This is a genomic window from uncultured Martelella sp. (assembly GCF_963677965.2).
Classification (GTDB): Bacteria; Pseudomonadota; Alphaproteobacteria; order Rhizobiales; family Rhizobiaceae; genus Martelella; species Martelella mangrovi.
In genome coordinates this window covers 1,419,083-1,440,752 of record NZ_CAXXFM010000001.1, presented here as the reverse complement: position 1 = coordinate 1,440,752, position 21,670 = coordinate 1,419,083, and the positions used below count along the sequence as shown (strand labels likewise).

Below are 21,670 nucleotides of genomic sequence, written 5' to 3'. Positions count from 1 at the left end.
CATATATTCCGGGGACCGTTCCAATCTTTCTTCATACAGGCGACATGGTCGGACTCATGCCCATCACTCGGAGTCATGCTCGGGCTTGACCCGAGCATCCAAACACATTTCGCATAAGGCACGGCATTGGGACGTTAAGCCACGCGCTGCAAAGATTCGGAGCAGGTGCCCACATCAATCGCAAAGCACACGTCTGGATCCTCGGGTCAAGCCCGAGGATGACGCCGAGTAGGGCGAGGGTGCGGTCATCCCGACATGTCCGTGCCGATACAGAAGCGGAAACCGTATCCGGCCGCGCTTCTATTTCGCCAGTGCGTCGAGGATGCGGATCCACGAACGGATGCCCTTGTGATAGGAGGTCAGCTCGTATTTCTCGTTCGGCGAATGGATACGGTCGTCATTGAGCCCGAAGCCGACGAGCAGCGAATCCATGCCGAGCTTCTTCTGGAAATCGCCGACAATCGGAATGGAACCACCCATGCCGATGACAACGGCCGGCTTTGGCCACTCGTCGGAAAGGGCGGCCTGCGCCTTTTTCAGGAACGGCGCGTTATAGTCCAGATGAATGGCCGGCGAACCGCCATGCGGATGGAATTCGACCTTGCAGTCGGACGGGATTTTCGAGCGGACATAGCTGTGGAAGCTATCGCGGATTTTCGCCGGGTCCTGCGTGCCGACAAGGCGGAAGGAGACTTTTGCGGAGGCCTGTGCGGCAATCACCGTCTTGAAGCCTTCGCCGGTATAACCGCCGGTAATGCCGTTGACTTCCGCCGTCGGGCGTGTCCAGGTGAGTTCCAGCACCGAGCGGTCCTTTTCGCCGGCTGGTTCTGAAAGGCCAATGGCGCCAAGGAAACGCTGGTCGGTTTCGCCGAGCTGCTCCCAGCCTTTTTTCACGTCTTCGGGTGTTTCTTCGACACCGTCGTAAAAGCCCGGCAGCGTTACCCGGCCGGTTTCATCGTGAAGACCGGCAAGGATCTCGGTGAGGATATGGATCGGGTTGGCGGCAGCGCCACCGAAGAAACCGGAGTGAAGGTCACGGTCGGCCGCGGTGATCACCACTTCATCGCCGACGAGGCCGCGCAGCGTCGCGGCAATGGCCGGTGTTTCGCGGTCCCACATGCCGGTGTCGCAGACGAGTGCGAAATCGGCCTTGATCAGGTCGCCATGTTCTTCGAGGAAGGCCGGCAGCGACGGCGAGCCTGATTCTTCCTCGCCCTCGAACATGATGGTGATCTTGACCGGCAGTTCGGCATTTTCCTCGCGATAGGCCCGGCAGGCCTGCAGAAAGGTCATCAGCTGGCCCTTGTCATCGCTGGTGCCGCGTCCGGTGATGATCTTGTGGCCGGGCTCAACCTCCTTCACCTTCGGGGTAAAGGGATCGTCTTCCCACAGTTCGAGCGGGTCCACCGGCTGCACGTCGTAATGGCCGTAAAACAGCACATGCGGCGCGCCTTCGGGGGCGTTCTCGCTGTTTGCGACCACCATCGGGTGGCCCTTGGTCGGATATGCCTTTGCGCTGAAGCCAAGGGTTTTCAGTTCGCCCACGAGCCAGTCGGCGGCCTCTGCGCATTTTTCCTTGTAGGCCGGATCGGTGGAGATCGATGGAATGCGCAGGAGTGCGAACAGCTTGTCGAGGCTGGAGGGCAGGTTGTCGTCAGCGCGCTTTAGCAGCGTTTCAAGTTCAGTCATGGGAAAACCTCGGTCTGGCACGAAATATGTGGTCGGACCATAGAGTGAGTCCCGGTGTTTTGGAAATACATGATTGCAGGATATCGGGCCGGACGGATGGATCGCGGGCAATAAAAAGCCGCCATGGCCTGGAGGGGGGCTGGCCATGGCGGCTACTTTTTAAGACAAAGGCCGGAGAGGGGGGATGGAGCCTTTGTCCTATATGTCTGACGAGGCGGGGGACGAGCCTCCATCAGGCACCGGCGCCAACGTGCGCCGTTGAGATGTATTTGTACTTCGAAATGTGTCGATTCAAGGGAAACGACAGAGCGATTTGTTACAAATCGGTAATTTGATTAAATTCAAAATCCTTTTCGTTGAAACTTCTGCAGATACAGTTCGTGCAATGGTTGAAATCCTGCTTTGCGATGGACCTTTTTCCGCGCGCGGGCTATGGATTCGCCATGAAAAAAGACGACCATCTCTTCCTGATCGACGGTTCGGGGTTCATCTTCCGCGCCTTTCATGCGTTGCCGCCGCTGACGCGCAAATCCGATGGCCTGCCGGTGGGCGCGGTGTCGGGTTTCTGCAACATGCTGTGGAAGCTTCTGACCCAGGCGCGCGATACCTCCGTCGGGGTGACGCCGACGCATCTGGCGGTGATTTTCGACTATTCGTCGAAGACCTTCCGCAAGGAAATCTATCCGGAATACAAGGCCCAGCGCCCGCCACCGCCGGAAGAGCTGGTGCCGCAATTCGCGCTCATCCGCGAGGCGACGCGCGCCTTCAACCTGCCCTGCATCGAGATGGAAGGTTTCGAAGCCGATGACATCATCGCGACCTACGCGAAAATGGCGGTCGCGGCCGGGGGCGATGCCACCATTATCTCGTCCGACAAGGACCTGATGCAACTCGTCGGGCCGAATGTGCATATGTATGACGGCATGAAGGACCGGCAGATCGGCGTCGATGAGGTCGTCGCCAAATGGGGCGTGCCGCCGGAAAAGATGATCGACCTGCAGGCGCTGACCGGTGATTCGATCGATAACGTTCCCGGCGTTCCCGGGATCGGCCCGAAAACGGCAGCCACGCTTCTCGAACAGTTCGGCGATCTCGATACGCTTCTCGAACAGGCCGAGACCATCAAGCAGAACAAGCGCCGCGAAAACATCATTGCCAACCGCGAACTGGTGAAGATTTCGCGTCAGCTGGTGACGCTGAAGCAGGATTGCCCGGTCGAAACGCCGCTCGATGCGCTGAAGCTTGAGGATCAGGACGGGCCGAAGCTCGTCGCCTTCCTGAAGGCGATGGAATTCAATTCGCTGACACGGCGCGTTGCCGAGGCGACGGGTGCGGAAGCTGCGGAAATCGAACCGGCGAAGGTCGAGGCCGAATGGGGTTCCGACACTCACGGGCCGGATATGGAAACCGGTGACGGCGACACCGCGAAAGAGGCATCGGCGGATACCGGCGGCGGCAATACGCCCGCCGATCTGGCAAAGGCCCGCGCCGCCCGTTTTGCCGCGCTTCCGATCAACCGCGATGCTTACGAGACCATTCGCGATATCGACGCGCTGAATGCCTGGATTGCAGAGGCGCGGGACAGGGGGCTTTGCGCCTTCGACACGGAAACCACCTCGCTCGACGCCATGCAGGCCGAACTCGTCGGCTTTTCGCTGGCGCTTTACGACGAGGACGAGAAGGACGATAGCAAGGCCATTCGCGCCGCCTATATTCCGCTCACCCACAAGGCCGGTCAGGACGACCTTCTGGGCGGCGGGCTTGCCGAGGGGCAGATCGATTTCGATACCGCGCTTGCCGCGCTGAAGGGCCTTCTGGAAGACGAATCGGTTCTGAAAATCGCGCAGAACCTCAAATACGACTACCTCGTCATGCTGCGTCATGGCATCGCGGTGAAGAATTTCGACGATACGATGCTGCTGTCCTATGCGCTCGATTCCGGCATGGGCGGGCACGGCATGGACGCGCTTTCGGAAAAGTGGCTCGGCCACCAGCCCATTCCCTTCAAGGACGTCGCCGGTTCGGGGCGTAATATGGTGACCTTTGACCATGTCGATATCGCAAAGGCCACGGCCTATGCGGCGGAAGATGCCGATGTGACGATGCGGCTGTGGCTGGTGTTGAAGCCGCGCCTTCCTGCCGAACATGTCACGACAGTCTACGAGCGGCTTGAGCGGCCGTTGGTTCCGGTTCTGTCGCGCATGGAGGAACGCGGCATTTCCGTCGACCGGCAGATCCTGTCGCGGCTTTCCGGCGAGCTGGCGCAGAAGGCTGCCGGGCTGGAAGAGGAAATCTACCAACTGGCCGATGAGAAATTCAATATCGGTTCGCCCAAGCAGCTTGGCGAAATCCTGTTCGGCAAGATGGGGCTGCCCGGCGGCAAGAAGACCAAGAGCGGCCAATGGTCGACCTCGGTTCAGGTGCTCGACGACCTCGCTGCCGAAGGCCATCCGCTGCCGTCGAAAATCGTCGAATGGCGGCAGATGACCAAGCTGAAATCGACCTATACCGATGCGCTGCCGGGCTATATCCACCCCGACACAAAGCGGGTCCACACCTCCTATTCGCTGGCCGCGACATCGACGGGCCGGCTCGCGTCTTCGGAGCCGAACCTGCAGAACATTCCGGTGCGCACGGTGGAGGGGCGGAAAATCCGCACGGCCTTCATCGCCAATCCCGGTCACAAGCTTCTGTCGGCCGACTACAGCCAGATTGAACTTCGGGTTCTGGCCCATGTTGCCGATATCGCGCAGCTGAAACAGGCCTTTGCCGATGGCATCGACATTCACGCGATGACGGCATCGGAGATGTTCGGCGTGCCGGTGGAAGGCATGCCGGGCGAGGTGCGCCGCCGCGCCAAGGCGATCAATTTCGGCATTATCTACGGCATTTCCGCCTTCGGTCTTGCCAACCAGCTCGGCATCGAGCGTTCGGAAGCGGGCGACTATATCAAGCGCTATTTCGAGCGTTTCCCCGGTATCCGCGACTATATGGAAGCCACCAAGGCGGCCGCGCGCGACAATGGCTATGTCGAGACGATTTTCGGCAGGCGGATCCATTATCCGGAAATCAAGTCGTCGAACCATCAGGTCAGAAGCTTCAACGAACGCGCCGCCATCAATGCGCCCATTCAGGGCTCGGCCGCGGATATCATCCGCCGCGCCATGGTGCGTATCGAGCCGGAGCTGCAGGCCGCAGGCCTTGCCGAGACCACGAAAATGCTGCTGCAGGTGCATGACGAACTGATTTTCGAGGTCGAGGACGGCGATGTCGACAAGGCGCAGACGCTGATTGTCGATGTGATGGAAAACGCTTCCATGCCGGCCGTCTCGATGGCCGTTCCGCTTCAGGTCGATGCTCGCGCTGCCCACAACTGGGACGAGGCGCACTGAACTATCTCTGGTTCCGTTTTTGAAGAAAAGGACGTGCGATGAACCCGGCGCTGGCCGCCTACGGCACTCTTGGGATTGCGATTGTCTGCGAAGTGATCGGCTCGACCCTGTTGCAGAAGTCGAACGGTTTCACGCGGCTTTTGCCGACAATCGGCGTGGTGGTGTTCTATCTCGTCGCCTTCTACTGCCTGTCGCAGGCGCTGAAGACCATTCCGCTGGGCGTGGCCTATGCCATCTGGGCCGGGCTCGGCATCGTGCTCACGGCCGCCGTCAGCATGGTCGTGCTGCGCCAGAACCTCGATATCGCCGCCTGGGTCGGCATCGCCATGATTGTCGGCGGCGTGCTGGTGATGAACCTGTTTTCAGGCGCTGCCGGGCACTGAGTTTCCGTCGCCCGTTCTTCCGGCGAGGCTTTCCGTGATGACACGGACAAACCGCGTGCCGGCGTCTTCCAACGCGCCCGAATTGTCGATGTCGATCACATCGAAATCGCCGTGAACCTTCATGGTCGAGCGGGCGAGGCGTTCGCGGATGTCCTCGCGCGTTTCCCGCCCGCGCGCTTCAAGCCGTGCGGCGCGGATTTCCGGGCGCGCGGTGACGTTGACGACGGTCATTGCCGCAAAGGCGTCGCGGAAAAGCGGCAAGGCCGGGCGTGAGCCATTGGCAATCGCGATGCCGCCTGATGCCACGAAGGCGCGGTGTTCATCGGGAATGCCGTATTCAAGCCCGTGAGCGCTCCAGTGGACGGCAAAGCCGCCGGCTTTCCGTGCTGCGGCAAATGCCTGTGGCGTCATCGTCTGATGGTCTTCCGTCGCCCCGTCGCACGGCCGGGTGATGACGCGCTGGACAAACCGGACATCGGGATGGCTGTCAAAGGTCTTTGCCGCATAGCCGATCAGGCTGTCCTTGCCTGCCCCGCTCGGGCCGACGACGACGATGATCCTGCCGGCGTTTCCCATTGCTCAGGCCACCCGCTTTCCCGCCCGGAAGACGGCGCCCACGACCGGCACGTCATCGGTGCGCCTGACACGCACGAGATCGGCGCGAAGGCCCGGGGCGATGCGCCCGCGATCATCGAGACCGGCGGCGCGCGCGGGCGTTGCCGTCACCATGGACAGCGCCTGCGGCAGGGAAATGCCGACCGTTTCGTCATCGGCCAGAATAAACGGCGCATGAAGCAGGCTGAACGGCACATAATCCGACGACAGCACGTCGAGCACACCGGCAGCGGCCAGATCGCGGGCGGCGATATTGCCGGAATGCGATTTGCCGCGCACCACATTGGGCGCGCCCATCAGCACCGAAAGGCCTGCCGCATGGGAGGCCTTCGCCGCCTCGAAACTGGTGGGAAATTCCGCGATCCGCACGCCATGGCCAAGCGCTTCCTCCACATGCGCCAGAACCGCGTCGTCATGGCTGGCAACGGCAATGCCGCGGGCGGCGCAATGGTCTGAAATCATCTGCCGGTGCTTTTCGGCATAGGTGGCGGAGGCGGCCTGCCGGCGTGCGATAAAGCGCTCGAAAGCATCATCGTCCAGCGCGTGTTTCGGCTTGTAATAGCGCCGGTATTGCTGGAGGTCGGCAAACTGGCGCTGGCCCGGCGCGTGGTCCATCAGCGAGGCGAGCCGCACATGCGGGTCATCCTCGAAGGTGGCAAAATGGTCCATGACATTGGCGGCGGAAACCTCGCAGCGCAGGTGCAGGAAATGCTGCGCCCTCAGCCGGTCTTCCTTTTCCGCGTTGATGATCGCATCTGCCATGGCCCGCATCTCGCCGGCCTCGAAGCCGTCGGTGTCGTCGGCGCCCATGCGCAGACAATCGAACACGGTGGTGATGCCGGAAGCGGCAACCTGCGCGTCATGGGCCTGAATTGCCGCCGTCTTGTTCCAGCGCACGCCGGGGCGTGGCGCATAATGGCCTTCCAGATGATCGGTATGAAGCTCGACAAGGCCGGGGATCAGCAGGTCGCCGCCGAAATCCTCGCCGGTGCCGGCATTTCCCTCGGATATTTCCGCAATCCTGCCATCGCGGATAACCAGCGTGCCTTCGACGATCGCATCCTCGAGCACGATCCGGGCATTGGTGAAAACGGTCTCTGCGCTCATGTCTCGGGGTCGTCCTGGCCGGAAAGCGGCTGCCAGCGTCGGATCGTGAAGGGCGCGCCGCGCCGCTCCTCGACAAACAGGCCGAGACCGCCGATCTCCAGCGGTTTGCCGGTAAACGGTGCAAAATAATCGGTCACTTCCGTTTCGATGACATGGGCATCTGTACCGGTCACGGGGCCTGTCAGCGTCATGTGAAAGCGGAACTCATCGAAGACGTAAGGATAGCCCCAGCGGATCATGTTCTCGCGCTGGGTCTCGGTCAGCGTTTCGGGCTTGCGGCGCGCGATCTCGTCATTGAGCAGCGGTGCGCGCATCGGTTCGAAATGCTCCACCACATCGGCGGCGAAGGCCTGCAGCACGTCATATTCGGCGGCAGGAATGAGGGCGTAGAACTTGCCGAGCTTGCCGAGCGTGATTTCGGGGATGGAAAACGGTTTCCGGTTGCGGCAGAACACATCGAAGGTCGCTTCGAGTGCGGAGGGCGAGATGTTTTCGGCCAGCCGAAAAGGGGCCTTCATGGTGGCGTGAAAGCCGTAGCGCGCGGCAGCGGCCGTGACCGCGCTCATGCGGCCGGCGGGCAGAGCGATATTTTCGGGAAAAGACCGTTCCTCGCCCGAAAAGGCGTCATAGCCAAGCCAGCGGCTGGCGGCGATCGTCAATGGATCGTCTGCGGGGGGCGTGAAGTAAATGGCGTATCGCAAACCGGTTTCCTTGCACAAAACCTTGTGTGTGAAGTCGAACGTGACGGGATTCGCGAGGCTTTGCAAGCGGATCGAACCCCTGACTTGATGAATGCCGGGAACAGGCTACAGGTTCCCTCTTCCGCCTGTTTACCGTCTCATGTCGGTTTGCTGCCGGCCGCATAGCGCCGGAGCCGTTCCTTGAGCGTTCCGGTGTGAAGTTCGAACAGGTGGTTGTCGTCATCGTAGAAATAAAGCGACCGGCCTTCGCCTTCAACGCGCGGGCGCGGCGGCAGGAGTTCAAGGCCAAGTGCTTCGATGCGGGCGCGGTAGCGGTCGAAGTCTTTCTCGGGAATCTTGAAAGCGATGTGATTGTAGCTGGTCGCGGGAAGGGGCGTGCCTTTCATGATCGCCACCCAGATGTCTCCGATCAGGAAGAATTTTTCCGGCGAATGCGAGAAGGTCGCGCTGCCGCTGGCATAGACTTCCTCGGCATCGAAAATGCCCTCCAGAATGCGGCTCATGCGTTCGAGATCGGAAACGATGAACGTCATGTGCGAAAGGCCTTCGATCATCGGCTCTCCTTTCAGGTTTTGCATCAGCTATTTCTGAAAAACAAAAAGGGCGATCCGAAGACCGCCCCGTTTTCCTGTCAAAACCGCGCGTTGCCGGCTCAGTGTGCGCCGGACATGTCGCCGAGGATTTCCTTGGTGGCGACAGTGGAGTCGGCTTTCAGCGTGTAGACGATCGGTACGCCGGTGGCGAGGTTGAGCTTCAGGATCTCCTCCTGGCTCATGCGGTCGAGCACCATCACCAGCGCGCGCAGCGAATTGCCGTGGGCGGCGACCAGCACCTTTTCGCCCCTGAGAACACGCGGCAGGATTTCCTGCATGTAATAGGGCCACACGCGCGCGCCGGTATCCTTCAGGCTTTCGCCGCCGGGCGGGGGCACGTCATAGGAACGGCGCCAGATGTGAACCTGTTCCTCGCCCCATTTTTCGCGGGCGTCATCCTTGTTGAGGCCGGCGAGATCGCCGTAATCGCGCTCGTTGATTGCCTGATCGCGAATGGTTTCGAGATCGCTCTGGCCGATTTCATCGAGAATGATCTGGCAGGTGTGCTGGGCGCGCGTCAGCGCCGAGGTGAAAGCGATATCGAACTTCATGCCCGCCTCGGCAAGCGCCTTGCCGCCGGCGGTGGCTTCCTTGACGCCGAGTTCGGTCAGGTCAGGGTCCTTCCAGCCGGTGAAGAGGTTCTTCAGGTTCCATTCGCTTTGGCCGTGGCGCACGAGAACCAGTGTTCCGCTCATGTCTGTCTTCCTTCAAAAAGTCTCTGTTAGTGTGTTTTGGCAAGCCCGAGCACGTCGAGCATGGAATAAAGTCCGGGTTTTTCGTCCTTGCCCCAAAGGGCGGCCTGAACCGCACCGCGGGCAAAGATCGAACGATCGGTCGCCTTGTGGGAGAGGCTGACGGTCTCGCCCTCGCCGGCCAGGAGAACGGAATGTTCCCCGACCACCGACCCGCCGCGCAGCGTGGCAAAGCCGATCGTGCCTTCCTCGCGCGGGCCGGTATACCCGTCGCGAACCTTCACGGCATTGTCCTTCAGCGCGATGCCGCGGCCTTCAGCCGCTGCCTCGCCCAGAAGAAGAGCCGTGCCGGAAGGTGCATCGACCTTGTGGCGGTGGTGCATCTCGAGAACCTCGATATCCCAGCCCTTCGCCGAAAGTGTGGCGGCGGCCTGCTTGACCAGTTCGCCAAGCAGATTGACGCCCAGTGACATGTTTCCGGATTTGATAATACGGGCGTGGCGGGCGGCCGCCTTGATCTGGGTCTCGTCGTCTTCGGAAAAACCGGTCGTGCCGATGACGTGGACGATGCGCGCCTGTGCGGCAAGGCCGGCATATTCGACGGATGCGGCGGGTGCGGTGAAATCGAGCACGCCGTCGGCATCGACGAACGCCTTCAGGGGATCGTCGGTGATTGCCACGCCGAGCGTGCCGACGCCGGCAAGTTCGCCGGCATCCTTGCCGAGTGCTGCGCTTTCCGGGCGGTCGATTGCGGCGTGAAGGACCGCGCCTTCGGTTTCGCTGATCACGCGGATGAGGGTCTGTCCCATCCGTCCGCTGGCGCCCACGACGACGAGTTTCATTGCCGGACTGGTCATGCTTCTTCCTGGTATTGCTTCAGATCTGGTTTTCGCCGCGCTGAACGCGTGGCGAAAGCAGTGAGACCTTATTGGAAGCGCCTGCGGAAGAAAAGGTCGATCTTGGCTTAGCGGGTCCGGTGCTGACCCACGCTAGAGATTCCGGAGAAAGGAAAGGTCGGCGTCCTCGTAGTCGGTGGAGCGGCTGACGCTTTCCCATGCATCGGCCTCCCTGCGGCGGTTTTCTTCCGCTTTCTTCAGAAGTTCCACGGCGTCACTGCCCAGAACAAGGTGTTCGGGGACGTCGTCGCCATAGACGAGATCGAGGATGACCGCGGCGACCCTGTCGGGGTTGCCGATCTCGTTGCCGACCACCTTCTCGAGCGCGGCCTGCATGGCCCCCAGCGAAGCCTGGTAATCTTCCGTCAGCGCGGGCGCATCGCCGCGGGCGATCTGTCCCCACTCGGTGCGCATGCCGCCGGGTTCGATCGAAACCGTCTTGATGCCGAGATGGCGGGTTTCCTTCGCGATGATTTCGGAAAAGCCGCTGACGGCCCATTTCGATGACTGATAGGCCGCCATACCGGGGCCTGTCATGCGCCCGCCGACCGAGGAGATGTTGATGATGTGGCCGGAATGCTGGCGTCGCATCACCGGAAGCACTGCACGGGTCATGTTGACCACGCCGAAGAAATTGGTGTCGACCTGCGCGCGGAAATGATCGGGATCGCTCTGCTCGAACGGCGCGAAATGGCCGAAACCGGCATTGTTGACCAGCACATCGAGCCGGCCGAAAGTGTCGACGGCGAAATCGACGGCGGCCTGGGCCGCTTTCGGATCGGCGACATCCAGCGCGAAGGAGGCAATCCGGTTGCCGAACTCTTCCACGAGCGGTTCGAGATGTTCCGGCCTGCGGGCTGTTGCGATCAGACGGTCGCCTGCTTCGAGAACGGCGCGGGCGATGTGCAGGCCGAGACCGCGGGCGCTTCCGGTAATGAGCCAGACTTTGGACATTGTCATTCTCCTTGTTAATGAGTGAGCAGGCACTCAAATTATCTCTGATATTTTCGGATGGTCCGGTTTGTTTGCGGGGTGGTCATCCTGAAGGGTTTGCGTCGGGCTGGGTCGCTACAGGACGTTTATTGCGGAAATTCGTCGTGGCATGTGGCGGGGCATTGTCGCTGGCCTTTGCATCTATCCGGTGGTGGCGAGCCCGGCCATGCCGGCCCAGAAAACGGCGAACCCGCGTTGTTTCAGGCGCGTGCTCTGGTCGGGATCGTATGCAATCGAATCGAAGGTCGCCTCGGCAATCGCCGTCATGATCAGGCCGGCATAACGCAGGCTGGCGCCTTCTCCGGCCTGTTGCGCAAGCGCGCGCTTGAGCACGCCGGCGGCCTGTTCAAACAGCCGCTCGCCTTCCTCGCGGGCGCTGTCCGACACCAGGCTGGATAATTTGAGCCGCCTGAGGGTCCGCCATTTTTCGGGATTGACCGCACCCCAGTCGATCAGCCTGTTCCAGAAATACTGCATGTCCTTGCGGCCGCCGTCGCCGGGCAGAGGGCCGGCGAGCACGGCTGCGGCAAGTTCGTTCTCGATCGCAAGAAGCACGGCGCCGAACAGCGCTTCCTTGGTGGCAAAATAGGTGAAGATCGTACCTTCGGCCACGCCGGCCTTTCTGGCGATCTTGGCGGTCGATGTGCCGGTGCCCGCAGTTGCGATGAGCTCCGTTGCTGCATCCAGGATGGCGATCCGTTTTTCTTCACTGGCGGGGCGGGCCATGGTGTATCCGATTAATGATTGAGTAGTCACTCAAATATATGGATGCAGTCCCCACATGCGCAAGAGCTTCGTGCGGAAAAATGCAAAAAAGCGCGGCGCTGTGCCGCCAATGGGGCAAAAAATGCTGTCTGTGGGCCGTCATGCCGGGCTCAAAGCCTGTGGGCACCGGTCGGGAAAACGGAGCTCACATCCGGTGCGCCAAACATGCGCTATCTGGCGCGTCTTACCCTCATGAATGCGGAGGAAAACGTGCCGGTCGTTCACCCCTGCCAGCGGCGACCATCCAGCGCCAGGCCGAAACGCAGCGGTGTGCGGGCATAGGTGGCAAGGCCGGCAAGGGCTGCCAGCGGGTGGGTGACGACATAGGTCGGGATCGACTGCAGCAGCGCGTTGTGCGGCGCCTTGTCCTCGAAGGCGGCGCGGAATTCCGGCCTTTTCAGCGCAGGCAGGATTTTCTGCGAAATGCCGCCGGCCAGATAAACGCCGCCGCGCGCCATGAACACCATCGCCATGTCGCCGGCAATGCGGCCGAGATAGGTCGAAAACAGCGAAAGCGTCTCGACTGCCTGCGGATCGGAACCGTCGAGGCCGGAATGGCTGACATCCTTGGGCTCGTATGGCTTTGCCTCGATCCCGTCGGCGGCACAGATGGCATTATAGAGGTTGACCATGCCGCGTCCGCACAGGATCTGTTCGGCCGCGACCCGGCCCTCGATGGTCTTGATGTGCGGGAAAACCTGATAGTCGCGGTCGGTGCGCGGGCCGACATCGATATGGCCGCCTTCGCCGGGCACCGGAATCCAGCGCTCTTCGGCATGCACCAGACCGGCAACGCCGAGCCCCGTTCCCGGGCCGAGCACGACGCGCGAGGCGATCATGGTGTCGGGACGCGGGGCGATCGGCTCGCGAAATTCGTCGGGCATATTGGCGATTGCCAGCGCCTGCGCTTCGAAATCGTTGATGATCACCACATCCTCTAGCCCGAGCGAACTGATCATATCCTTCGGCTTGATCACCCAGTCGCAATTGGTCAGCGGAATTTCATCGCCGCGAATGGGACCGGCGACGGCCAGAATGGCGCTGCGCGGCTGCAGCGAGGTCTTGTCCATGACGCCCGCCTGAATGGCGGCATCGACGGTCGGAAAATCGGCCGTGTGCACGATCGGAAATTCACGCGGCTCGGCATAGGGGTCAACAAGCAGCGAGAAACGCGCATTGGTGCCGCCGATATCGCCGATCAGGATGGGAAAGGAAAGAGGATCCGCAGTGGTGGTTCTGGCCATGGTGTTTCCGAAGTCTGCCCTGTCCCGGGCGTTTTGAATGGTCTGGTCGGTGACGCAATCTCTGCATCCGCTCCGGCGATTTTGCAAGGTCATCGGTCAATTCTAGAAAACGCGCCGTCTGCCGCGTCCGTGCGCGCCCGTCTTGAGGACGGTCGCAAGCCGGCCGAACGGCGTCTTCCTGATACATCAACCCAAAGCGCTTTGAAAGCGATAACCGGGCCAAGCATGTCCGGCCTTTTGCCGCAGGCTCCGGCCGTTCACCCCTGCGGGCGCGGCTGGGGAACCGGCCCGACTTCCGGCCAGGGGGCCAGCGGCGGCAGCGGGATCGTCGGTGTCAGTGCCGCCGTCGGCAGAGGCGAGGGGGCTGGTGCGCCGAGCACGCCCGTGCAGGCTGCAGGCAGGTCGGCCAGCGTCTTGTAGGACGGGCGCGTCGGCTTTGGCGCCGGTTTTTCCGGCTTTTTCGGCGGCGGGGCAGGCTCTGCCGGCGCCCAGGGCTCGTCGGAAAGCCACCATGCCAGATGGTCGCCGCAGCCGTCATCCTTCATGTCGACGGCATTTTGCGCCTTGCAGCCCGGCGAGCCGGGACGGCAGAACAGGCGGATATGAAAATGATAGTGATGGCCGTAATAGGGGCGGACCTTGGCGAGGTTGGAACGGTCGCCCTTCCAGTCTTCGCAGATCGCCTTCTTGATGCCCGGATGAACGAAGATGCGCTGGACTTCCGGATAGCTTGCCGCGCGCATGATCAGCCGTTCATGGGCGGGGGTGAATTTTTCCGGATCGACGAACAGCGTGCCATCGTTCTTCAGCATCGAAACGGCGGAAATGTCCTCGCGTTCGCGCAAGCTCAGCCGCCGGTCGGGCATCGGGTTCAGCCAGATATCGGCATCGAGGCCGACCTGATGGGAGGCGTGACCCGAGAGCATCGGCCCGCCGCGCGGCTGCGAGATGTCGCCGACCAGAAGGCCCGGCCAGCCGTCATAGCGCGCGGCGTCGCTGGCCAGGCGCTTGATCAGCGCGATGGTATCGGGATGGCCGAAACGACGGTTGCGCGAAAGCCGCATCGCCTGCCAGTTCGGCCCGTCGATCGGCAGCGCTTCGGCACCGGCGATGCAGCCATTATTGTAGAAGCCGAAGGATTTTGGCGATCCCGCGCTTGGCGCCGTTTCGGATGCAAACAGGATTTTTGCCGATTGTGGAAAATCCTGCGCTGCTGCCACAAGCGTCATTGCCAGAAGCGTCGCGATGGCCGAAAAGGCCCTGAACCATTGCATCGCACTCTCCTTCAAGGCAGCGCGTTATCACTTATTCGTGCCGATCGGCAGGCATGCCGCACTCCCGCCTCACAAAAACGGCACTTGTACACCCGGGTCGATATTTGCTTATTCTTGTTGCGAACACGAGAAAAGCAACAACGGAGATGGCAAAAACCATGTGGAAAACAATCTCGGCCGCTGCTTGGGTTGTCGCCGCAGGGGCCTTGGGCCTGGCACCGGCGGCATACGCGCAGGACAGCGAAGCCAGTGAATGGCAGTATGCCTCCGCGCTGACCGGAACGCCGGAATACCCGCGAGACTTTTCCCATTTCAGCTATGTCAATCCGGATGCGCCCAAGGGCGGTGAACTGAAGCTTTACGCCACCGGCACGTTTGATTCGCTGAACCCGATCCCCTATGGCGGCGCGAAAGCCTCCGGCCTCGGCCTCGTCTTCGAAACGCTGATGACGCCCGCAGAAGACGAGATCGACGCGCAGTACGGTCTTCTGGCCAATGGCTTCAAGGTGCCCGAGGACATTTCTTCGGTGACCTACCGCCTTAACCCGAAAGCGAAATTTTCGGATGGTGAGCCGGTGACGCCGGAAGACGTGGTGTTTTCCTTCGACAGCCTGAAGGAGCTCAACACGCTCTATGCCAATTACTACCGCCACGTGACCAGTGCGGAGGTCACCGGCGAGCGGGAAGTGACCTTCTATTTCGACGAGACCGGCAATCGCGAACTGCCGCAGATCGTCGGCCAACTGGTGATGGTGTTTCCCAAACACTGGTTTGAGGGCGATCCGGCCCGCGACGTTTCGGCCAGCACGCTGGAAAAGATCGTCGGCTCCGGCCCTTACGTGATCGATACGGTCAATCCCGGCTCGTCGATCACCTATCGCCTCAATGACGACTATTGGGGCAAGGATCTGCCGGTCAATGTCGGCCGCAATAATTTCGGCTCGGTGAACTATCTCTATTTCGCCGATCTCGATGTCGCCTTCGAGGCGTTTCGCGCCGGAACCTTCGACTTCTGGGTGGAAAGCCGGGCCAAGCGCTGGGCGACGGGCTATAATTTCCCGGCGATCAAGGATGGCAAGGTCAAGCGCGAGGCGGTGCCCAACCCCTTGAACAAGACCGGGATCATGCAGGCGCTGGTGCCCAACAACCGCCGCGCGCCTTTTGATGATCAGCGCGTGCGTGAGGCTTTGATCTATGCCTTCGATTTCGAGACCATCAACAAGAACCAGTTGAGCGACGCCTATTCGCGCGACAATAGTTTCTGGTTCGGGACCGATCTCGCCTCGTCTGGCCTGCCAAAGGGCGAGGAACTGCAAATTCTGGAATCTGTCCGCGATCTGGTTCCCGATTCCGTCTTCAACACGGCCAACAACCTGCCGGTCGGCGGGACCGAGGAAGAATCACGCGCAAATCTGCAAAAGGCCTTTCAATTGCTGAAGGAGGCCGGTTTCGAGCGCCGCGGCAACCAGATGGTCAATGCCGAAACCGGTAAGCCGTTCTCATTCGAAATCCTGCTCGACAATCCGACGCTTCAGGTCGTGGTGCTGCCCTATGTCGAAAACCTGCGCAAGCTCGGCATCGATGCCACGATCCGGGTGGTCGACACCTCGCAATATCAGAACCGGGTCAATGATTTCGACTACGACATGATCTGGGAATTGTGGGCGCAGACGCTCAGCCCGGGCAATGAACAGTTCAACTACTGGGGCTCGCGATCCGTCGATCAGACAGGCTCGGAGAACTATGCCGGCATTGCCGATCCGGGCGTCGACGCGCTGATCCAGAAAATCGTTTTCGCCGATGACCGCGCCACGCTGGTGGCCGCCACCAAGGCGCTCGATCGCGTGCTGCTGGCCCATGATTTCATCATTCCGCTCTATTATTCCAGAGACTACCGCATCGCCTACTGGAACAGGATCACGCATCCCGGCTTTCCCGAATACGGACTGGATTTTCCCGCCGGCTGGTGGTCGACGGAGGCTGAATGAGGGTGCTTGCTGATGATGTTCGCGCTAGGACTGCGGCTTGCGGTCAGTCACCGGGGCTGCTCCGGTGCGTCATGTTTGGTCCTGGTTTAACCGTGCCCGGATTGCATACTGTGCCCGCAAACAGGTCTTTCGGAAATGCGCGCTCCCTGCGAAACGCGTCATCCTCGGGCTTGACCCGAGGATCCAATCCCGTTTGCCGCGAGAGGTGCCGGCGGACCTTTGCGCCAGAAGGCCGAACAGGCCCGGAGCGATCGCTCGCGCTTGTCGCAAGGCGAAGTGCTTGGATCCTCGGGTCAAGCCCGAGGATGACGCCAGAGCGAGGGGAGAGGTCGGACGCGTCTTCCGTGCTACCCCGGACATCGGCGCAAGGCCGAAATGACCGTTCAAGGCAGGCAGTGCTTTCGTTCGCCAATACCGAGAGCGTCGCATAATGGGCTCCTACATCATTCGCCGTCTTCTGCTGATGATCCCGACGCTGATCGGCATCATGACGATTTCCTTCATCATTGTGCAGTTTGCGCCGGGCGGCCCGGTGGAGCAGGTGATTGCCGAGCTGAACGGCCAGGGCGGCGGTGCGGAAAGCCGCATCTCCGGCGGTTCGGATGCCGGCATGTCGATGGACAGTTTCGACAGTGGGGCCTCATCCGACTATCGCGGCGCGCAGGGTCTCGACCCGGAACTGATTGCCAATCTGGAAGCCCAGTTCGGTTTCGACAAACCGCCGCTGACGCGCTTCCTGCTGATGATGCGCGACTATCTGACCTTCGATTTCGGCGACAGTTTCTTCCGCAATTCCTCCGTCATCGACCTCATCATCGACAAGCTGCCGGTGTCGATCTCGCTCGGCATCTGGGTGCTGCTGTTATCCTACGGCGTTTCCATTCCGCTTGGCATCCGCAAGGCGGTGAGGGACGGGTCGCGCTTTGATGTGTGGACCTCGGGCATCATCGTCATCGGCTTTGCCGTGCCGGGCTTCCTGCTCGGTATCCTGATGATCATCCTGTTTGCCGGCGGCTCGTTTTTCGACTGGTTTCCGCTGCGCGGTCTCGTTTCCGATAATTTTTCGCAGCTTCCCTGGTGGCAGAAGCCGCTGGATTATTTCTGGCACCTGACCCTGCCGCTGATCGCGCTTTCGGTCTCCTCCTTCGCCACCACGACGCTTCTGACCAAGAATTCCTTCATAGACGAGATCGGCAAGCAATATGTGATCACCGCGCGCGCCAAGGGGCTGGCGGAGCGCAAGGTGCTTTATGGCCATGTTTTCCGCAACGCCATGCTGATCGTGATCGCCGGGTTCCCCGGTTCCTTCATTCTCGCCTTCTTCACCGGGTCGCTTTTGATCGAAAACGTGTTCTCGCTCGATGGTCTCGGGCGTCTCGGCTATCTGTCGCTGGTCAATCGGGATTATCCGGTGGTGTTTGCCACGCTCTATATCTTCTCGCTGCTCGGGCTTTTCATCGGCCTTGTCTCCGACCTGATCTACACCTGGATCGATCCGCGCATCGATTTCGAAAAGAGGGATGTGTGACATGAGCGATCTCACATCCACCGAGGTGACGGGGCGTCCTAAGACCGGTTGGCTTTCGCCGATGAACGCGCGACGCTGGCAGAATTTCAAGGCCAACCGGCGCGGCTACTGGTCGCTGTGGCTTTTCCTGTTCCTGTTTATCATCAGCCTGTTTGCCGAATTCGTCGCCAACGACAAGCCGATCATCGCCTCCTACAAGGGCGAAATCCTGTTTCCGGTGGCGATCGATTACCCGGAGGAAAAATTCGGCGGCTTTCTCGCCGTCACGGATTACCGCTCCGATTTCATTCAGGAGGAGATCGAGGCCAATGGCTGGATGATCTGGCCGCCGATCCGCTATTCCTACCGCACCATCAATGCCAACGTGCCTTATTCGGCGCCCACCCCGCCCTTCTGGCTGATGAGCAGGGAGGAGCGCTGCGCCGGCTACCCTGAAGGCGTGGATGATCCGGGCTGCAATCTCGGCAATATGGACTGGCTCGGGACGGACGACCTTGCCCGCGACGTGCTTGCCCGGGTGATCTACGGTTTCCGCATATCGGTGCTGTTCGGCCTGCTGCTTACCGGGTTTTCGGCCGTCATCGGTGTCGCCGCCGGTGCGGTGCAGGGCTATTTCGGCGGCTGGGTCGATCTTCTGATGCAGCGTTTCATCGAGATCTGGTCGTCGCTGCCGACGCTTTACATTCTGCTGATCATCGCCGCCATCCTGCCGCCCGGCTTCTTCGTGCTGCTGGGGGTCATGCTGGTGTTCTCATGGGTCAGTTTTGTTGCTGTCGTCAGGGCCGAATTCCTGCGCGCACGCAATTTCGAATATGTGCGGGCGGCGCGTGCGCTCGGCGTTGGCAATTTCACCATCATGTTCCGCCACCTGCTGCCGAATGCGATGGTCGCGACGCTCACCTTCATTCCCTTCATTCTGTCAGGCGCGATCGTGACACTGACCTCGCTCGATTTCCTGGGCTTCGGCATGCCGCCCGGCTCGCCCTCGCTTGGCGAACTGGTCAATCAGGGCAAGAGCAATCTGCAGGCGCCCTGGCTCGGCATCACCGCCTTCTTCACCCTTTCGATCATGCTGTCGCTGCTGGTGTTTGTCGGCGAGGCGGTGCGCGATGCGTTCGACCCGAGGAAGACGTTCCAATGAGTGACACGCCGCTGCTTTCCGTCCGCGATCTCTCCGTCGCCTTCCGTCAGGGCGGGAGCGACAATCTCGCCGTCGATCGGATTTCCTTCGATATCATGCCCGGCGAGGTGGTGGCGCTGGTGGGGGAATCGGGCTCCGGCAAATCCGCCACGGCCGCCTCCGTCCTGCGGCTTCTGCCCTATCCCGCCGCAAGCCACCCGAGCGGCGAGGTCCTGTTTGAGGGCCGTGATCTTCTGAAGGCCGATGACCGGACGCTGAGGCAGGTGCGCGGCGGCGACATTACCCAGATTTTCCAGGAGCCGATGACGTCGCTCAACCCGCTGCATTCGGTGGAAAAACAGGTGGGCGAAACGCTGGCGCTCCACGCCGGCATGACGGGGGCGGACGCCCGCAAACGCGTGCTCGAACTGTTGCGGGAGGTCGGCATTCGCGAGGCGGAAAAGCGGCTCGGCGCCTTCCCGCATGAATTATCCGGCGGCCAGCGCCAGCGCGTGATGATCGCCATGGCGCTTGCCAACCGGCCGAAACTGCTGATTGCCGACGAGCCGACAACCGCGCTCGACGTGACCGTGCAGGCGCAGATCCTGAAACTTCTGAAAAGCCTTCAGCGCGATCACGGCATGTCGATGCTGTTCATCACCCACGATCTCGGCATCGTGCGCAAATTCGCCGACCGGGTTTGCGTGATGACGGAGGGAAAGATTGCCGAACATGGCCCCGTGGCGGAGATTTTCGACAATCCGCAGCATGCCTATACCCGGCACCTGCTGGCCGCCGAACCGAAGGGCGAGCCGCCGGCGCATGATCCGACGCGCGAAGTGATCGTCGAGGCCGATAACCTCAAGGTCTGGTTTCCGGTCAAGGCCGGCCTGCTGCGCAAGACGGTCGACCATGTGAAGGCGGTCAACGGCATTTCGCTCAAATTGCGCGCCGGGGAAACCCTCGGCGTCGTCGGCGAATCGGGCTCCGGCAAGACCACGCTGGGGCTGGCGCTGACGCGGATGATCGGATCGGAAGGCCGGATCGCCTTTGTCGGCAAGGATATCAACGCCTATTCCTATCAGGCGATGAAACCGCTGCGCGAGGCGATGCAGATCGTGTTTCAGGACCCCTATGGCTCGCTGAGCCCGCGCATGTCGGTGGGCGAGATCGTTGCCGAGGGCCTGAAAATTCATGAGCGCGGTCTGTCGCCGAAGGAGCGTGATGCCCGCGTTGCCGCGACGCTGGAGGAGGTCGGCCTCGATGCCGCCACCCGCTGGCGCTATCCGCACGAATTTTCCGGCGGTCAGCGCCAGAGGATCGCGATCGCCCGCGCCATGGTGCTCAAACCCCGTTTCGTCATGCTGGATGAGCCGACCTCGGCGCTCGACATGAGCGTGCAGGCGCAGGTGGTCGATCTGCTCGCCGATCTTCAGAAGAAGCACAATCTCGCCTATCTGTTCATTTCGCACGACCTGAGGGTGGTCCGCGCGCTCGCCAACGAAATCATCGTCATGCGCTTCGGCGAGGTGGTCGAGCGCGGCCCGGCGGCAGACGTTTTCGAAAACCCGCAGGCCGACTATACAAAAGCACTGCTCGCCGCCGCTTTCGATATCGAGCCGGTGGAAGCGGGGTGAGTATCTGGCCGTTCTCCCCGGTCCGTTGAAAAGACAAAGAAGATATCGCGCATGCCCAAAGCTCCCATCCTGATCGACCTCAAATTCTCCGGCCGCGCCGCCATCGTGCAGGCCCTTGGGCAGCATTTCCATGACCGGCCGGTGGTTGATCTGGCTGACGGAAACAATGCGGGCCGTGATCTTTCCGACTGCCGCTATGCCGTGCTGTGGAACCCGGATGACGATCTGTTCGAACGCGCCCGCAATCTCGATATTCTCTTTTCCGGCGGGGCAGGGGTCGACCGCGTGCTCGAACTGGAAGGCTTGCCGGATGTGCCGCTGGTGCGTTTCGTCGATCCGTCGCTGACCCGGCGCATGAGCGAATATGTGGTGCTGCAATGCCTGTATCATGCCCGCCGCATGCCCGATTATGCCCGCCAGCAGACCGAAACACACTGGCAGCAATTGCCGCCCGCCGAAGCGGGAGACTTCACGGTCGGGATCATGGGGCTTGGCGAACTGGGGCAGGATGCCGCCCGCAAGCTGAAGGTCATGGGCTTTGATGTCATCGGCTGGTCGCGCAGCAAAAAGCAAATCGAGGGCGTGGACTGTTTCGATGCCGAGGGCCTCGATGCGTTTCTGGCCAGGACGGATATTCTCGTTGGTCTTCTGCCGCTGACAGCGGGAACCACCGGCATTTTCAATCGCGCGCTGTTTGAAAAACTCAGCCGGTCCGGCCCGCTTGGCGCGCCGGTGTTCATCAATGCCGGGCGTGGCGGTTCACAGGTCGAGGCCGATATCGTTACCGCGCTGGATAGCGGTGTTCTCGGCGGTGTGTCGCTGGACGTGTTCGCCAGCGAGCCGTTGCCGCCGGCAAGCCCGCTCTGGTCGCATGAGCGTGCGCTGGTGACCCCGCATATTGCCTCTGATACCGATGTCCGGGCGCTTTTTGCCCATGTCGCCCGGCAGATCGCCCGTTTCGAGGCGGGCGAACCGCTTCAGCATGTGGTCGACCGGACCGCGGGATACTGATCTGCCGGGAACAAAGACCCGCGCCTTGCCGTTTTATCCCTT

Annotated in this window: 18 protein-coding genes; 7 read left to right on the top strand and 11 right to left on the bottom strand. The window is 61.2% G+C overall.

Translation table 11 applies throughout. The features are described 5' to 3' along the window. Positions 1-300 precede the first annotated feature (300 nt). Positions 301-1,689: a M20/M25/M40 family metallo-hydrolase gene (locus tag ACHZCU_RS06850; protein ID WP_319518173.1), complete on the bottom strand. Its 1,389-nt coding sequence runs from the start codon at positions 1,687-1,689 to the stop codon at positions 301-303. A 443-nt stretch (positions 1,690-2,132) separates the two neighbouring features. On the opposite strand from ACHZCU_RS06850, the gene polA reads away from it, so the two are divergent. Together polA and ACHZCU_RS06840 are read left to right on the top strand one after the other, a co-directional pair. Then, complete coding sequence (gene polA, locus ACHZCU_RS06845) at positions 2,133-5,081, top strand: DNA polymerase I (protein ID WP_319518172.1); 2,949 nt, start codon at positions 2,133-2,135, stop codon at positions 5,079-5,081. Positions 5,082-5,119: 38 nt separating this feature from the next. Continuing rightward, positions 5,120-5,464 carry a multidrug efflux SMR transporter gene (locus tag ACHZCU_RS06840; protein ID WP_106307242.1) on the top strand — a complete coding sequence of 115 codons (345 nt, stop codon included), beginning with the start codon at positions 5,120-5,122 and terminating at the stop codon, positions 5,462-5,464. Here the strand turns inward: ACHZCU_RS06840 and phnN are convergent. The 10 genes from phnN to mepA form a co-directional block, all read right to left on the bottom strand. Then, entirely contained in the window at positions 5,444-6,040 is a 597-nt protein-coding gene (gene phnN, locus ACHZCU_RS06835; RefSeq protein WP_319518171.1) for a phosphonate metabolism protein/1,5-bisphosphokinase (PRPP-forming) PhnN, read from the bottom strand. The two genes, ACHZCU_RS06840 and phnN, sit on opposite strands and share 21 nt — an antisense overlap. A 3-nt stretch (positions 6,041-6,043) precedes the next feature. Next, entirely contained in the window at positions 6,044-7,186 is a 1,143-nt protein-coding gene (locus tag ACHZCU_RS06830) for an alpha-D-ribose 1-methylphosphonate 5-triphosphate diphosphatase (RefSeq protein ID WP_319518170.1), read from the bottom strand. Then, positions 7,183-7,887 (bottom strand): DUF1045 domain-containing protein, encoded by a 705-nt coding sequence (locus ACHZCU_RS06825; protein WP_106307382.1) that lies wholly within the window; start codon positions 7,885-7,887, stop codon positions 7,183-7,185. The genes ACHZCU_RS06830 and ACHZCU_RS06825 overlap by 4 nt, the downstream gene beginning before the upstream one ends. Before the next feature lie 137 nt (positions 7,888-8,024). Next, positions 8,025-8,441, bottom strand: coding sequence for a FosX/FosE/FosI family fosfomycin resistance hydrolase (gene fosX, locus ACHZCU_RS06820; RefSeq protein WP_319519756.1), 417 nt, complete (start codon positions 8,439-8,441; stop codon positions 8,025-8,027). 98 nt (positions 8,442-8,539) lie between these two features. Continuing rightward, positions 8,540-9,175: a 2,3-bisphosphoglycerate-dependent phosphoglycerate mutase gene (locus ACHZCU_RS06815; protein ID WP_106307254.1), complete on the bottom strand. Its 636-nt coding sequence runs from the start codon at positions 9,173-9,175 to the stop codon at positions 8,540-8,542. Between the two features lie 26 nt (positions 9,176-9,201). Further along, positions 9,202-10,029, bottom strand: coding sequence for a 4-hydroxy-tetrahydrodipicolinate reductase (dapB, locus tag ACHZCU_RS06810; protein ID WP_319518169.1), 828 nt, complete (start codon positions 10,027-10,029; stop codon positions 9,202-9,204). A 132-nt stretch (positions 10,030-10,161) separates the two neighbouring features. After that, entirely contained in the window at positions 10,162-11,022 is an 861-nt protein-coding gene (locus tag ACHZCU_RS06805; RefSeq protein WP_319518168.1) for an SDR family NAD(P)-dependent oxidoreductase, read from the bottom strand. 180 nt (positions 11,023-11,202) lie between these two features. Further along, complete coding sequence (locus ACHZCU_RS06800) at positions 11,203-11,787, bottom strand: TetR/AcrR family transcriptional regulator (RefSeq protein ID WP_319518167.1); 585 nt, start codon at positions 11,785-11,787, stop codon at positions 11,203-11,205. Between the two features lie 260 nt (positions 11,788-12,047). After that, positions 12,048-13,070: a glucokinase gene (locus ACHZCU_RS06795; protein ID WP_319518166.1), complete on the bottom strand. Its 1,023-nt coding sequence runs from the start codon at positions 13,068-13,070 to the stop codon at positions 12,048-12,050. Positions 13,071-13,327: 257 nt separating this feature from the next. Beyond that, entirely contained in the window at positions 13,328-14,344 is a 1,017-nt protein-coding gene (mepA, locus tag ACHZCU_RS06790; RefSeq protein WP_319518165.1) for a penicillin-insensitive murein endopeptidase, read from the bottom strand. 158 nt (positions 14,345-14,502) lie between these two features. On the opposite strand from mepA, the gene ACHZCU_RS06785 reads away from it, so the two are divergent. From ACHZCU_RS06785 to ACHZCU_RS06765, 5 genes are all read left to right on the top strand, one after another. Continuing rightward, positions 14,503-16,332, top strand: a complete 1,830-nt coding sequence (locus ACHZCU_RS06785) for an extracellular solute-binding protein (protein ID WP_319518164.1) — start codon at positions 14,503-14,505, stop codon at positions 16,330-16,332. A 430-nt stretch (positions 16,333-16,762) separates the two neighbouring features. Next, entirely contained in the window at positions 16,763-17,860 is a 1,098-nt protein-coding gene (locus tag ACHZCU_RS06780) for a microcin C ABC transporter permease YejB (protein WP_106307275.1), read from the top strand. 1 nt (position 17,861) lies between these two features. Further along, the gene (locus ACHZCU_RS06775) at positions 17,862-19,001 is read left to right on the top strand and encodes an ABC transporter permease (RefSeq protein WP_319518163.1); all 1,140 of its coding nucleotides are present in this window, start codon (positions 17,862-17,864) and stop codon (positions 18,999-19,001) included. Then, positions 18,998-20,617, top strand: coding sequence for an ABC transporter ATP-binding protein (locus tag ACHZCU_RS06770; RefSeq protein ID WP_319518162.1), 1,620 nt, complete (start codon positions 18,998-19,000; stop codon positions 20,615-20,617). The genes ACHZCU_RS06775 and ACHZCU_RS06770 overlap by 4 nt, the downstream gene beginning before the upstream one ends. Positions 20,618-20,668: 51 nt before the next feature. Next, positions 20,669-21,628 (top strand): glyoxylate/hydroxypyruvate reductase A, encoded by a 960-nt coding sequence (locus tag ACHZCU_RS06765; protein WP_319518161.1) that lies wholly within the window; start codon positions 20,669-20,671, stop codon positions 21,626-21,628. Positions 21,629-21,670 lie beyond the last annotated feature (42 nt).